The sequence below is a fragment of the Pseudonocardia sp. D17 genome (assembly GCF_036984265.1).
Lineage (GTDB): Bacteria > Actinomycetota > Actinomycetes > Mycobacteriales > Pseudonocardiaceae > Pseudonocardia > Pseudonocardia benzenivorans.
The window spans coordinates 1-13840 of record NZ_BPRG01000141.1 but is presented as its reverse complement, the minus strand read 5'-3'; the positions used below and the strand labels follow the sequence as shown (position 1 = coordinate 13840).

The window sequence follows — 13840 nt, the reverse complement described above, 5'->3', positions numbered from 1 at the left end:
GACACCTCGCCGACCTGAGGAGGGGGCGGGATCTGAGTACGGTTCCCCCGGGAGAGGTCCCGCGCGGTCCGCCGGGACGCGTTCTGTGGGAGGTCGCAGCTGTGGTCAGCCCCCGTCGTGCTCAGACGATCGCCTATCCGGCCACCGGCGCGCGGCCGCGGCTGCGTGACACCGAGCCGCTGGCGCCGCACGTCATCGTCCTCTTCGGCGCCACCGGCGACCTCGCCAAGCGGAAGCTGTTGCCGGGCATGGCCTACCTGGAGCGGTCGTCGCTGGCACCGGACATCCGCGTCGTCGGCACCGCGATGGAGGACATCACGACCGACGAGTTCCGCGCCCTCGCCCGTGCCGCGATCGAGAGCTTCGGCATGCACAAGCTCGACGACGAGGGCTGGGCCCAGTTCGCCGAGCGGCTCACCTACGTCCCGCAGAGCGCGGGGCCGGAGGGGCTGTCCTCCGCGGTCAAGGGCGCGCAGGAACTGTTGGGTCCCGACTGCCGGCGGCTGCACTACCTCTCGGTGCCGCCGAGGGCCGCGGAGGCGGTCATCACGATGTTGCGCGACTCCGACCTGGTGGCGGACTCGCGCGTCGTCATGGAGAAGCCGTTCGGCTCCGACCTCGCCAGCGCGGTCCGGCTCAACGACTTCGTCCACGAGGTCTTCGACGAGTCGCAGATCTTCCGGATCGACCACTTCCTCGGCAAGGAGGCCGCGCAGAACATCCTGGCGTTCCGCTTCGCCAACGGCCTGTTCGAGCCGATCTGGAACCGTAACTTCATCGACCACGTCCAGATCGACATCCCCGAGACGCTCGGCCTGGACCTGCGCGCGAACTTCTACGAGTCGACGGGCGCCTACAAGGACATGGTCGTCACGCACCTGATGCAGGTGCTGGCGTTCGTCGCGATGGAGCCGCCGACGGCACTGGAGCCGCGGGCGATCAGCGAGGAGAAGAACAAGGTCTTCCGGTCGCTGCTGCCGATCCACCCGTCCGACGTCGTGCGCGGCCAGTACGTCGGCTACCGCGACGAGGAAGGTGTCAGCCGCGAGTCCGACACCGAGACGTTCATCGCGCTGAAGGTCGGCCTCGACAACTGGCGCTGGGCCGGCACCCCGTTCTACCTGCGGACGGGCAAGCGGATGGCCGAGGGCATGCGCATCATCTCCATCGCCTTCAAGGAGGCGCCGCGGACGATGTTCCCGACGGGCTCGGGCGTCAGCTCGCAGGGACCGGATCACCTGACCTTCGACCTCGCGGAATCGGGCCGGGTCTCGTTGTCCTTCTACGGCAAGCGGCCGGGACCGGGGATGCGACTGGAGAAGCTGTCGATGCAGTTCTCGACGCAGGAGACCGAGCACGGCGGCGACGTCCTCGAGGCCTACGAGCGGCTCATCCTCGACGCCATGCGCGGCGACCACACGCTGTTCAACACCGCGGAGGGCATCGAGTCGCTCTGGGAACGCTCGGCGCCGCTGTTGGACGACCCGCCGCCGGTCAAGAGCTACCCGCAGGGCACGTGGGGCCCCAACGCGATCCACCAGCTCATCGCCCCCAGCGCCTGGCGGCTGCCCTTCGAGCGGGCCTGGCGCGAGTAACGGCCGCGCTCCCCCTCCGGGCGCAACCTCACCGTCCTCGCGGGCGACAACAGCAGCAGTGGGGTTGCGGCCCGCCCCACGCGCGCAACCTCACCGTCGCGTCTCCGCGCGCGGAGAGCAGTGGGGTTGCGGCCGTCCGGGTGGCGGCCGGCGGCGGGCCGGGCCCGGCGGGCACCGTCTGTCGGTGCGGGCCGGGTACCGGCGGGCCGCCGGCCTGGTCGGTCGCCCGGCCGCGGGTAGGCGTGCGGGCTCAGGCCGCCCGGCGGGCCGAAGGGCGCAGGTCGGGGTACCCCGGACCTGCATCGACGGGCGCGACGGGCGCGTCGTCCGACACGAGCGGGGCGCGGTGTGCCGCGGGCCGGCCGGCGCGGTGGCGACGGTCGTCGCCCGGGCCGCGGCGCCCCAGCACGACGAGCACGACCAGCCCCGTCACCAGCACGGTGTGCCCGGCCAACCGGCCGAGGCCCACCCGGCCGGAGACGACGTCGATGCCCGAGGTCAGCAGGAGCACCGCGGTGAACGCCCCGAGCATCGCGACGAGGCTGCCCGCGGGGCGGGCGGCGTGCAGCGCGACGGCGAGGAACCCGACACCGACGGCGAGGTTCCACGCGGCGCTCTCGTGGCCGAGGTGCGCCAGCCCGGCACCGCCGAGCAGCCCGCCGTGCTGCCCGGCCGCCGCCGCGTCGAGCAGACCGCTGACCCCCAGGGCCAGCTGGGCGATGCCGGCGGCCGCGAGGAGCGCCCGCAGCACGTCGAGCCGGGTGCGGGCGGGCACGACAGGCGGCAGGTCGAGCGCCGGCAGGTCACGCGGCCCGCTCGGGTCGACGAGCCGGGTCCGGGTCAGCCGCGTGACCCGGGCGGCCTGCTCGTGGAACGCGCGGCACCGCGCGCAGCCGGCGAGGTGCGCGTCGCTCGCGACGGCCTCGCCCGGCAGGTCCTCACCGTCGAGCCGCGCGGAGAGCACCTCCCGGCAGGTCGCGCAGTCCATCCCGCGTGTGGTCAGCGTGCGGCCGGCGCGACGACCTCGTCGAGCACGCCGCGGCGGACGTCGGCGACGAGGTCGGCGAGCTGCTCGACGCTCATCTGGATCCGCTGGCCGAAGTCGTCGGTGATGACGATCCGCTTCTCCGGCACGGCGGCGTCGTCGACATGGAGCTCGGGGCATCCGCAGTTGCAGCTACCGCAGAACGTGGCGATGTGGCGCATGTAGGAGAGGTCGGCGCCGCGGCGCCCGGAGTTCCCGGTGTCACCCGGACGTGTGGCGGCGAGGCCGACCCGATCGTGGCGCGCGGGTGATCTCTACCGTCGCGCCATGGCACCCCGCCCGACCGACGGCCACGTCACGGACCGCGCCCTCGCCGCCGCGAGGGGCGACCGGGCGGCACTCGACGAGTTCGTCCGGGCCACCCGTGACGACGTGCGCGGGTTCCTGGTGCACCTCGCGGGCGCGGACGAGGCCGACGACCTCCTGCAGGAGACCTACCTGCGCGCGGTCCGGTCGCTGCCGGGCTTCACCGGCGACGGGCCCGCCCGTGCCTGGTTGCTCGCGATCGCCCGGCGCGCGGCCGCCGACGCCGTGCGCGACGCGGTGCGCCGTCCGCGGACCGTCGCGGTCGACGACTGGGAGGCGGTGAACGCCCCGCGCGGCCGGGCGATCGACGAGGCGGTGCTGGTCGGCGCGTTGGTCGACCGCCTGGAGCCCGACCGTCGCGACGCGTTCGTCCTCACCCAGCTGCTCGGCCTGGCCTATGCCGACGCGGCGCAGGTCTGCGGCTGCCCGGTGGGCACGATCCGCTCGCGGGTGGCGCGCGCCCGCGAGGACCTGGTGGCCGCGCTCGAACCGGGCCGCACGATCGCCTCGGGATGACCTGCCGGTCCTCCTGCGTCGCGCCGACGAGACGGCCCCTCGGCTCACCAGCGCGGTCGGGACCGCACCACCCAGCCGGTCAGCAGCCCGCGCGGGACGACACCGTTCTCGTCGACGATTCCCGGTGGTCCCTTCGCTGTGCACGTGCCGCCGGTGGCGATCGTCAGGCGGGCGAGGAACGAGGCGAGGCGGGGTGCGTTGAGTGTGGCCGGCCCGGTGTTGTGTCTGCGCCCATCCCAGGTGTGCCACGAGTGAGCATCGCAGTGCAGGTCGAGCCGATGCCCCACGGCACCGTCCCGGTACTGCACACGGACCTGCGCGCCGTCCACGAGCACGTCGACGGCGCCTCCCGCCGACTCCAGCTCCACGTCGAGATCGAGGCGCAGCTGGGCCGCCCGCGGGCACCGGCGCAGGAGCGCGAGCACCGTCCGCTCGTCGATCGGAGTGCCCCGCGGGTGCCGGTGCAGCAGCCGGTCCGGCTCCGCTCCGCTCCCCGGCCCACGGCAGTCGAAAGCGGCGGGGACGGCGAACCCGGTCAGCGCCGTGAGCATCCGCGTGGCGGCGATCGCCAGTGCCTGCTGCGGTGACAGGGCGGGGTCGGGCCGGCTCGCCACCGTCCAGGAGGCCCAGCAGCGCTGCACCCGCCAGGTGGCCTCCGGTGGGGCCACGGTGATCGTGCTGCGCGGCCCGCCCGCAGCCGGGGCGTGCCTGCGGTAGGTGTCGCGACCGAGCGGCCACTGCTCCGGCTGTGCGGGATGGGCCAACCAGGCGGGGACCGGCCCGTCCCAGGGGGTCGGGCGCTCCATCGCGGAGATCCGCCCGTCGAGGTCCCTGCCCGAGGGCCGCGGCACCGGATCGCACGGGTTGCCCGTCAGGTCGAGCACCGACAGCCCCGCCAGGACCGGCGACTCGGCGAGCGCGTCCACCCCGGGCCGGCCGATCCGGTTGTGTGCCAACGACAGCCAGCGCAGCGACCGCAGTTGCTCGGCCCGGGCGAGATCAGCAGCGGCCTCGTCGTCGAGCCCGAGCCCGGCGAGCGACAGCGACACCATGCGGCCGACGTGAGGTGAGCGCAGCAGCTCGGCCAACCGGGTGTGCGGGGCGGTGAGATCGAGGTGCTGCACCGGCGCCGTGCGGAGCAGCCGGTCGGCGACCTCGAGGAACCGGTCGACGGGCAGTCTCACCTCACCGACGAAGCCGCGGTGGAAGTCGTAGCCGTCGACCAGCTCGACGACCGGGCCCGCGGCGCGGTGGCCGACCCGGTCCAGCAGTGCCCGCCTACGGCGCATCAGCACCGGATCCCGCTGTCCGGTCGCTTCGTCCTGCGCGGCGAGCGCCAACTCGATCCGGACCAGCTCGGCGCGCGGGTCGCCGCGGCGCCGCCAGAGCAGGGCGAGGCCGATCCGCGGCGCGGGATCGTCCGGATCGGCCAGCACGGTTTCCCACAGCGCCCGCTCGTCGTCGTCGGCCCGTGCCCCGTGTTCGCCGCCACCCACCCCGACCGCCGCGCCCTTCCCGCTCGATGCCCGTCTCCGGCCCTCCGCGACAGGGCTCCCCGTCAGAACGTCGGGTACGACCGCGGCGTCACCGTCATCTCGAAGGCCAGCTCCGCGCTGCAGTCGCCCGAGGTCGCCTCCTCGGTCCACGCGACCCGGTCCGTGCGTGCGGGCAGCAGCGGACCCCTGTCCTTCGGATCGGCACCGGGATCGAAGACCGGGTCACGGTCGTTCCACGCCGCAGTGGGCGCGCGCAGCCCGTCGGCGGCGCTCACCTCGGTCAGCGTGTGGGCGAACTCCGGGATCCGGCCGGCCCGCTCGTTGTCACCCAGGGCTGCCAACCCCGACCTGCCGTGCGCGTCGCGCCAGTAGACGTCCGGGTCCGGCGCGCTCCACGGCGGGACCCCGGGATCGCAGTCCTCGGAGGTGCCGAAGGTGAGATCGCCGATCCGGACGTCGGCAACGGGGTTCACCCGGTGCCCCCACACCTTCAGGTAGCTCGCTCCGGTCGCGGTGTCCTGCAGCCGGACCGTCACCGTCTCCAGGCGGCTCGCGAAGTCGGCGTGCGGTACGGCCGCGCGCAGGACCAGGCCGCTGCTCTCCGAGTAGAGCGCCTCCTGCCACGGGGACGCGGTGGTGAACCGGACCGCCACCCGCACGGGGCTGCCGGCCCCGAGCCCGGGCCGGGCCGACAGCTTGAGGTTGACGCTCTTCGACTCGAGCCGCAGCCCGCTGACGACCCGGTGGATCGCCGGGGTGGGAGCGTCGTGGAACGGGTCCGGCGGTGCGTTGGTGGTGGGTCGGGGGGCCGTCGGCGCATCTGCGGGGACGCGGGACGCCGGCCCCGGGGGCGGCGGGGCCGGATCGGTGCCGGGTTCGGAGCCGGTTGCCGCGGCGGCGCGGGCGCCCGCGCCGGACGGTGCGGCCCCGGCAGCTCCGGCGGTGGTCGTCACGAACAGAACGGTGACTGCGGCGGCCACCAGGGCCGCGCGACGGGTGGGTCCAGACATCCTCGGTCGTCCTCGGGATCGGTCGGTCGCGGTCGCGACCGGTGGTCGGAAGACTGGTCCTGACGGTGTCCGGACCAGTGGGTCGGCGGGCGCGAGGACCACGCCCCCGCACGGGGCGCGGCGATGCGCTCGTCGCATCAGAAGCTGAACGTCGTGGCGCCGTCGCCGATCCACTCCCACAACGGAACGGTGCCGCCGAGCTCCGCTCCGGGGATCAGGTCGGTGTCGAGCCTCTTCGCATCCACACAGATCGGACACACGAGGAATCGGCCGCCGGCCGTGGCGTAGCGCTCGAACAACTCGGTCAACGGCGGGCAGCCCGCGCAGGCCGTCGCGGTCGCGACGCCTGGCCCCGCGAGCCGGGCAGCCTCCTTGCTCAGGAACGTCATCGTCGGGCGGCCGGACTCGGCCGCGGCGACCGCGGTCAGCATCGCCACGGTGACCCGCTCGGGATCCTCCAGCCCGGTCGTCAGGTTGACCACGGCGCGACCACTGGTCGCTGTGCTGCCGGTCGTCATCGATCCTCTCCTCGGTTCGGGCGGCCCGCTCCGGTCTGGACCGTGGCGGCGCCGGCGAGATCGCCGGTGGTCGTGCGGCCTGCCGCGCCCGCGGGCTCGGCGAGCGGATAGGGAGCGATGAGCTCCAGGTAGGGCTCCGGATCACCGCACCACGAGCGGTTCCGGAGATCCGTCCGTGCCCGCCGACCTGTGACGATCCGGAACAGTTCGTGCCGGGAGGCGCGCAGCACCGCACCCGGCTCCCCCGCGCCGCCCACCTGCCAGCGCCGGTTCCCGTCGGTGAGCAGCAGCGGGGCGCGGCCGGTCTGCTCCAGTCTCAGCCCGAGCCAGTCCCGGTAGACGCGGAACCCGAACCGGGTCAGGGGTGAGTCCGGCTCCACCTCTACACCGAGTGCCTCCCGCAGGTCGTCGAGGTGCACGGCGAGGTCCGCCACGGGTGCGCTGTGCAGCCACTCCGGCGCCCCGGCCGCGTGGCCGGTGCCCCGGCGCAGGTCCGCGACCAGCTCCGCGCCCTGCCGCTCGATCTCCGCGACGAGGTCGGTGACGCCGACATCCGCGCGCGAGGCGACCTGCTCGGCGGTCCAGGACTCCCGGCGGGCGGCGACTGTCTCGTCGGCCCACGCACGGACGGCGTCGGTGAAGTACGCACCCCGCACGACGTCCGTCGCCACCCCCGCGAGATGGGCCAGCAGGTCCCGGGCGGTCCATCTCGGGCACGCGGGGACGACTGTCGTCCGCAGGTCGCCGGCCGGGTTCGTCACGAGGGCGGCCAGCGTCCGCACGCCGTCCTCGTACGCGCGGGCGGCCTCCCACCGGACCAGGCGCGAGCGGTGCAGCACGGCAGTGGGCCGACGACGCTTGGTGAGCACGTCGAGGAACTCCGCCCCGGCGCCGGGGTCGGCGGCGAGACCAGCGAACACCGCCGCGGCCCGCGCGTTGCCGAAGCGCGCCATCTCGAACGACCAGGCGTCGTGACCGGCGGACCGGGCGTCCCGCCACGCCTGGAAGCCGTCCAGCTCACATCCGGCCGCCAGCGCGCGACCGACGTGCCGGGCCTGTGCGAGGGCGTCCCCGATGCCCTGCGCCGTCGCCGGATGGGTCACCGCCCCCGCGTCCCCGACCAGCGCCCAGCCCGGGCCCGCGGCTCGGCGCCGGAAGCCCCGCATCATCGTCTCGGGGACCGCGACGACGGGCGAGATCTGTTCGGCTCCTTCGAGCAGCCGCTGGTTGAGCACCGCGGGGAACTGCCTGAGACCCTCCAGGTACCGGGCGCGGCGCACGGCGGCGCTGCCTCGGGTCAGCCCGGGGGGTCCGGCCAGCGACAGCAGATGGATCCCGTCCTCGCACGGTGCGGACATCAGCGCCGCATGCTCGTGGGTGTCGATCCGACACCAGCCGTGTCCCGGCAGCCCGCGCCAGTAGCCGAGCAGGAAGGCCATCTCGCCGCGGCGGCGTTGCTGCGCGGCCAGCCGCAGGCTACGCGCGACGAGCGATGTCCGGCCGTCCGCGCCGACCACCCGGCCGGCCGCGAGCCGGGCGCCATCGGCCAGCACCACCCCGCGCACCGGATCCTCGTCGGTACCGGCACCGATCAGGCCCACGGCCGCGCAGTCGGAACGGACCTCGGCGCCGGCGGCGATCGCGCCGTCGAGGAGGGCGGCATCGAGGACGTTCCGGCGGACGCAGGTCGCGAGATCGAAGCCGCCGACCGGGGTGAAGGCGCCCCCGACCTCGTGCCCGTGCACCCGCCAGCCGAACTGCAGCCAGGGCAGCTCGTGAGCCCCGGCGAGCCGGTCCAGCGCGCCGAGCTCGTCGAGCAGCGCCACCGCGTCGGGGAACAGCAGGTGGGTCGACACCGTGTCCGACGGCAAGGGATCGCGGTCGAGCAGCAGTACGCGCGCACCTGCGTCGGCCAGCACCGTCGCGAGGGCGGACCCGGCACAGCGGGCACCGACCACGATGACGTCATAGGCCCGGTCCATCTCGCTCCCGTCGCTGTGGGGTCCTCGGTACCGATCACGATGGCCGTCCGGTGTTGAGATCGCGTTGAGGTCCGGGACGGGCGGCTCAACCGGTGCTCCCGCGGCCGGTCAGCCGCGCCCGCAGCTCGTCGGCCGCCTTGGCCGGACCCGTCGCGCCCGCAGGGTCGCCGAGTTCACGCCGGGCCCGCGACCAGGCGCGCAACGCCTCGATCCGGTGCCACGGCGTCCGGTACCGGACGAACGACTCGACGGCCAGCCGGTGGGACCGGTCGCTTCGCCGACGGTCTCCGGCAGCCGCCGCCACGGCCCCGCGGGCCAGCTCGACGACCCCGGCAGCACCCCGCCAGTCCGCCCCGCCGGCCAGGATCAGGTCGCACGCGTCGAGCTGCGCCCGGGCCGCGCCCAGGTCACCGGCGCCCACGCGCACCCGGGCGAGCTCGGCCCGCGCGACGAGCTCGGTGGGGACCTGTGGCGCGGAGACCGCCCAGGCCACCGCCTTCGTCAAGGACTCATCCGCACCGGCACGGTCGCCGAGCGCCAGTTGTGCCATGGCGAGCCAGCGCGCGTTGAGGGCGGCGTCGTGCAGGTCGCCCGCCGCCTCGTCGGCCCGCAGCGCCGCTGCCCAGCCGTGCGCGGCCCGCTCGACCGCACCGGACCGGAAGGCCAGCAGACGCCGGCTGACCGACTCGGCGGGCAGGCGCCCGACGGTGCGCCGGGCCGCCGCGAGCTCACCGGCCTCGACCTGCGCGAGCGCGAGTTGGTCCAGCACGGCGGTATGAGGGTCGGCGAAGCCCGCAAATCCGGGCTGGGCGAGTCCCCGGCGGCACCAGTCCCGGCCGCGGGTGGGATCGAGGAGGTAGGCGGTGGCGGCCAGTGCCCCGGCGTTGACCGGGGCCCACCCGAGGAAGGGATCCCCGAGCTCGTGGGCGACGGCCCAGACCTCCTCGAAGCAGGCGTCCGCGGCAGCCGGCTCCCCGCGGTTGAACAGGGCCCACCCGCGGGCCCAACCGGCGAGCACGCCCAGATCGCGGCGGCCCAGCCGCCTCGCCAGCTCGCCGGCCCGGTCCGCGGCCGTCGCCAGCAGCGCGGTGCGCATGCCGTACATCGCCGCCTGGGTCAGCCCCCGCTGCAGGTGGAACACCGCGGCCGGCTCTGCGAGCAGCCGCTCGGCGGCGGCGAGATGCTCCAGCGCGCGCGGGATGTCCATCACCGAGTGGTGGGTGCTCAGCGCCCCACCGATCCGGCTGTGGACGGCGCCGAGCAGCTCGTCGGAGCCGGCGGCGCGGTAGAGCCCCACTGCCTCCTCCAGGTGCCGGATCGCCTCCGGATGGCCCCGCCCCGACTTGATCCGCAGCATGGCGGTTCCGACCGCGGCGTCCGCCCGGGCCTCCGCCGGCGCGTCGATCCTCGCGAGGATCGCCACGGCGGCCTCGGCGTGCCCGACGGCGTCCTCCCAGGCCGCGCGGGCGCCGGTCAGCTCCGCGGCACGCAGGCTCACCGCCGCCACCTCGGCCGCGTCGGCAGCCGGGCCCGCGGCCCGCAGGTGCACTGCCGCCGCAGCGACGTTCCGGTCGGTGAGCAGCGCCCGGCCGGCCCTCGCGTGCAGCCGTTCCCGGTGGCGACCGGCGACGTCGTCGTACACGCAGTCCCGGATCAGCCCGTGTCGGAAGGCGTACCTGCTGCCCCAGCCCTGTCCGGCCGGGAGCAACAGGCCGGCGTCGACGGCACGCTCGATACCGTCGACCAGGTCGTCCTCGGAGCCGTCGACGAGGGCCGCGAGCAGCTCGAACCCGACCTCACCGCCCACCACCGCCGCGGCCGTGACGACGTGCTGGGCCACCGGTGGCAGCCGTGCGACCCGGTCGCGCAGGACGTCGCGGATCCGGGTCGGGATCCGTCTGAAGGGGCCGACGGCCGGCTCCTCGCGCCGGTCCCGCAGGTCCCGCACGATCTCGGTGAGAAAGAACGGGTTTCCCCCGGACCGCTCCCACAACCGGTGCGCCGCGCCATCGGGGACCGCTCGGCCGAGTATCTCGCCCGCCAGCCGACGCACATCGGGTTCGGCCAGCGGACCGAGCACGACCCGCTCGGCGACGGCCGCACCGTCGCCGAGGAGGGCGCGCAGCGGCTCGTGGCGGCTGCCCGGCGGATCCCGGAAGCAGATCAGCAGCATGAGCCTCGCGGGCGGATCGGCGGCCAGCGCTCGCAACAGGTCGGCGCTCGCGGGGTCGATCCACTCGGCGTCCTCGACGACGACCGCCGTCGGGTTGGTGTGCGCGGTGCCGGCGAGCAGGAGTCGCAGGGCGGCAGCCGGCTCCGGACGGCCACCGGCCGGCCCGGGTGGGGCGTCGAGCAGGACCTCGATCCCGGCGGCCGGCTCGCCGGCCCGCGGCGCCGCCGGCTGCGCGCACATCCGCACGATCGCCGCGAGCGGCCGGTACGGCGCCGCCGCGACCGGGTCGCAGCGGCCGATGAGACAACGGCCGCCGTCGTCGGCCACGAGCCGAGCCAGCTCGGCGGCCAGCCGCGACTTGCCCACGCCGGCCTCCCCGCTGAGCAGGACGACGGGCGAGGCGCCCGCGCACGTCTCGCGCCACAGCGCTGCGAGCCGGGCGAGCTCGGCGTCGCGGCCCACGAGCCGGAGCCGACGCGCTGCGGCGAAGAGCGCGTCGGGCGGCGGTTCGACGACGGTGCGCGCGTCCTGCCGTCGGACCGGGGGTGCGTGGTGGTGCGCCGGCAGCAGGACCGGGTCCTGCCGCAGGATCGCCGCTTCGAGGGCGGCGAGCTCGGGGCCGGGGTCGAGACCGAGCTCGTCGGCGAGCCGGGACCGCGCCGCGGCGTACGCGGCAAGGGCCTCGGTCTGCCGCCCGCAGCGGTAGAGCGCCACCATGAGCTGCCCGCACAACCGTTCCCGGAACGGGTGGTGCGCGACGAGCGCCTCCAGCTCGGCCACCACGTCGAGATGGCGGCCGAGGTCGAGCTCGGCGGCGAGACAGCTCTCCAGCGCCGTCAGCCGCAGCTCGTCGAGCCGGGCTGCGCTGTCGGCCGCGAACTCCGGCTCCTCCAGGTCGGCGAGCAGCGGGCCCCGCCACAGCCCCAGCGCGGTGCGGAGTCCCGTCGCCGCCGCGGCGGCGTCACCGGCTCCCAGCGCCTCCTGCCCGAGCCGGACGAGGCGCTCGAACCTGCTGCTGTCGACGTCGTCGGGCTCGATCTCCAGCTGGTAGCCCGGCGCCCGGGTCACCAGGACGTCGGGCAGCCCGGCCGCGGCCAGCCGGCGGCGCAGGTGCGACACATGCGTGCGGACGGTGACCCGGCTCCCCGACCCGGGCCGCTCGGCCCACAGGGTCCACGAGCCACTGCGCGGGCAGGACGCGGTTCGGGTGCAGGGCCAGCAGGCCGAGCAGCGACCGTTCGCGCGGGCCGCCGAGCGTGACGGGCGCACCCTCCGGGGAGCACACCTCGAGACGGCCGAGCAGCCTGATGCGCGGCGGGCTCGACACCGCGCCACCGTACCCGGACAAACACCCCGAACTACTGCGTGACCGGTCCTCAGCCGTCGCGCTCGGCCTGCTCGCGGGGCCGGGTCGCCCGCAGTGACCCCGCGTGAGCCGTCGCGGTCGGGTCGCGGCGCGTCTTCACCAGGCTCGCGACGGTGACGACCAGCAGGACGCCGACGATCACGCCGAGGCTCAGCGGCGTCGGGATCTCGGGCACGGACGGCGCGATGTCGACGTGCAGCCAGTGCAGGATCAGCTTCACGCCGATGAACGCGAGGATGATCGCGAGGCCCGTCGAGAGATACACCAGACGGTCGAGCAGGCCCTTGACCAGGAAGAACAGCGCACGCAGCCCGAGCAGGGCGAAGGCGTTCGCGGCGAAGACGATGTAGGCCTCCCTCGTCACCCCGAAGACCGCGGGGATGGAGTCGAGCGCGAAGAGCAGGTCGATACCGCCGATGGCGATCAGCACGATGAGCAGCGGCGTCACCATCCGGCGGGCGCCCACGCGCGTGAGCAGCTTGCCGCCGTCGTACTCGTCGGTGACCGGGAGGAGTCTCCTGGCGACCTTGACCAGGCCGTTGTCCTCGACGTCCGGGTCCTCGTCGCGGTGCCGGAACAACTGGACCGCGGTGTAGAGGAGCAGCAGGCCGAAGAGCAGGAACATGAACGAGAAGTAGTTGAGCAGCGTCGCGCCGAGGGCGATGAAGATGCCGCGCATGACCAGCGCGAGCACGATGCCGAACGTCAGCACCTTGTGCTGGTGCTCCTCGGGCACCGCGAACGTCGACATGATGATCACGAAGACGAACAGGTTGTCGACCGACAGGCTCTTCTCGACGATGTAGCCCGCGAAGAACTCGGTGCCGAACTGGCTGCCCGCCGTCATCCACAGGACGACGCCGAAGGCCACCGCGACGGCGATGTAGAACACCGACCACAGCACGGCCTCGCGGAACCCGACCTTGTGCGGGCGGGCCGCCGCGACGGCCAGGTCGATCGCCAGGAGAACCACGACCAGCGCGATCGTCAGACCCCACCCGAGCGCGCCGATCTCCAGCACCGCACCCCTCCTCGCCGAAGGCCCACCGATCCGGACGATTCGGGCGGCCGGTTCCCACACTGCCACGAGCGGGCCCGACGGCGCGGCCACCGGGAGGAGCGACGGCGGGACCGGCACAGGCTATTGCGCCCGACCGGTTCCCGCGCGACGTCGGGCGGCGCGCCGATGTGGATCCCCACGACGACGGGATCGACGGCGCGGGCGCCGGGCCTACGGTGCTGACCGACCCGGTCCCGACCCAGGAGGACAGATGGACCAGCGGCTGAGCTTCGTCACCCTCGCGACCCCGGACCTCGACGCCGCGCGCGCGTTCTACCGCGACGCCTTCGGGTGGGAACCGCACCTGGACGTGCCGGGCGAGATCGTCTTCTACCAGGTGGCGCCGGGCCTGCTGGTCGGCTTCTTCGACGCGGCGTCGTTCGACCGCGACCTCGGCCTCCCGGCGGGCAGCACCAGCGGGGTCTCCGGGATGACGCTGGCGCACAACGTCGGCGACCGCGCCGGGGTGTACACGCTGGCGTCGGCGGCCGTCGCGGCGGGTGCGGCCGTGGTCAAGCCGCCGCAGGAGAGCGAGTTCGGCAGGATCTTCCACGCGCTGGTCCGCGACCCGAACGGCGTCGTCTGGGAGATCGCGCACAACCCCGGCCACCGCGTCGAGGCCGACGGCACGGTCGTGCTCGGATGAGCCTCCCGGACCGGGCGTCTCGAACTGAGACGGAGCCCGGCCGTGCGGCACGGCAGGCTCGACCGATGACACCCTCTGTGTCAACCTCAAGATCGTCAGGCTGCGGTCGGTGGGTTGAGTTGGCGGG

General features: G+C 74.6%; 11 protein-coding genes. 3 read left to right on the top strand and 8 right to left on the bottom strand.

The window, feature by feature from the left end:
* Positions 1-101: 101 nt before the first annotated feature.
* A complete protein-coding gene (gene zwf, locus PSD17_RS21620; RefSeq protein ID WP_339124308.1) occupies positions 102-1595 on the top strand; it encodes a glucose-6-phosphate dehydrogenase in 1494 nt (497 codons plus the stop codon).
* A gap of 250 nt (positions 1596-1845) precedes the next feature.
* Here the strand turns inward: zwf and PSD17_RS21615 are convergent, their stop codons facing one another.
* Together PSD17_RS21615 and PSD17_RS21610 are read right to left on the bottom strand one after the other, a co-directional pair.
* Positions 1846-2583, bottom strand: a complete 738-nt coding sequence (locus PSD17_RS21615) for a zf-HC2 domain-containing protein (protein WP_339124307.1) — start codon at positions 2581-2583, stop codon at positions 1846-1848.
* Positions 2584-2594: 11 nt separating this feature from the next.
* Positions 2595-2801 (bottom strand): hypothetical protein, encoded by a 207-nt coding sequence (locus tag PSD17_RS21610; RefSeq protein ID WP_013677867.1) that lies wholly within the window; start codon positions 2799-2801, stop codon positions 2595-2597.
* Between the two features lie 106 nt (positions 2802-2907).
* Between PSD17_RS21610 and PSD17_RS21605 the strand changes: the two genes are divergently transcribed.
* On the top strand, positions 2908-3462 hold the full coding sequence (locus PSD17_RS21605; protein WP_339124306.1) for a sigma-70 family RNA polymerase sigma factor: 555 nt from the start codon (positions 2908-2910) through the stop codon (positions 3460-3462).
* A 44-nt stretch (positions 3463-3506) separates the two neighbouring features.
* Here the strand turns inward: PSD17_RS21605 and PSD17_RS21600 are convergent, their stop codons facing one another.
* The 6 genes from PSD17_RS21600 to PSD17_RS21575 all read right to left on the bottom strand — a co-directional run bounded on the left by PSD17_RS21600 (position 3507) and on the right by PSD17_RS21575 (position 13028).
* Entirely contained in the window at positions 3507-4958 is a 1452-nt protein-coding gene (locus PSD17_RS21600; protein WP_339124304.1) for a hypothetical protein, read from the bottom strand.
* Between the two features lie 62 nt (positions 4959-5020).
* Positions 5021-5911: a hypothetical protein gene (locus tag PSD17_RS21595; protein ID WP_132975826.1), complete on the bottom strand. Its 891-nt coding sequence runs from the start codon at positions 5909-5911 to the stop codon at positions 5021-5023.
* A gap of 194 nt (positions 5912-6105) precedes the next feature.
* The gene (locus tag PSD17_RS21590; protein ID WP_339124302.1) at positions 6106-6486 is read right to left on the bottom strand and encodes a peroxiredoxin; all 381 of its coding nucleotides are present in this window, start codon (positions 6484-6486) and stop codon (positions 6106-6108) included.
* Positions 6483-8468 carry a maleylpyruvate isomerase family mycothiol-dependent enzyme gene (locus PSD17_RS21585; RefSeq protein ID WP_013677872.1) on the bottom strand — a complete coding sequence of 662 codons (1986 nt, stop codon included), beginning with the start codon at positions 8466-8468 and terminating at the stop codon, positions 6483-6485. Before PSD17_RS21585 ends, PSD17_RS21590 begins: the two co-directional genes overlap by 4 nt.
* An 85-nt stretch (positions 8469-8553) precedes the next feature.
* On the bottom strand, positions 8554-11760 hold the full coding sequence (locus tag PSD17_RS21580) for an ATP-binding protein (RefSeq protein ID WP_339124301.1): 3207 nt from the start codon (positions 11758-11760) through the stop codon (positions 8554-8556).
* Positions 11761-12017: 257 nt separating this feature from the next.
* Positions 12018-13028 carry a TerC family protein gene (locus PSD17_RS21575; RefSeq protein WP_013677874.1) on the bottom strand — a complete coding sequence of 337 codons (1011 nt, stop codon included), beginning with the start codon at positions 13026-13028 and terminating at the stop codon, positions 12018-12020.
* Positions 13029-13278: 250 nt separating this feature from the next.
* Between PSD17_RS21575 and PSD17_RS21570 the strand changes: the two genes are divergently transcribed.
* Positions 13279-13713 carry a VOC family protein gene (locus tag PSD17_RS21570; protein ID WP_339124300.1) on the top strand — a complete coding sequence of 145 codons (435 nt, stop codon included), beginning with the start codon at positions 13279-13281 and terminating at the stop codon, positions 13711-13713.
* Positions 13714-13840: the final 127 nt, after the last annotated feature.

Bases quoted from the DNA above. Each gene is read 5' to 3' on its own strand.
- PSD17_RS21615 (WP_339124307.1), bottom strand. From the start codon at position 2,583: ATGGACTGCGCGACCTGCCGGGAGGTGCTCTCCGCGCGGCTCGACGGT.
- PSD17_RS21610 (WP_013677867.1), bottom strand. From the start codon at position 2,801: ATGCGCCACATCGCCACGTTCTGCGGTAGCTGCAACTGCGGATGCCCC.
- PSD17_RS21605 (WP_339124306.1), top strand. From the start codon at position 2,908: ATGGCACCCCGCCCGACCGACGGCCACGTCACGGACCGCGCCCTCGCC.
- PSD17_RS21590 (WP_339124302.1), bottom strand. From the start codon at position 6,486: ATGACGACCGGCAGCACAGCGACCAGTGGTCGCGCCGTGGTCAACCTG.
- PSD17_RS21585 (WP_013677872.1), bottom strand. From the start codon at position 8,468: ATGGACCGGGCCTATGACGTCATCGTGGTCGGTGCCCGCTGTGCCGGG.
- PSD17_RS21570 (WP_339124300.1), top strand. From the start codon at position 13,279: ATGGACCAGCGGCTGAGCTTCGTCACCCTCGCGACCCCGGACCTCGAC.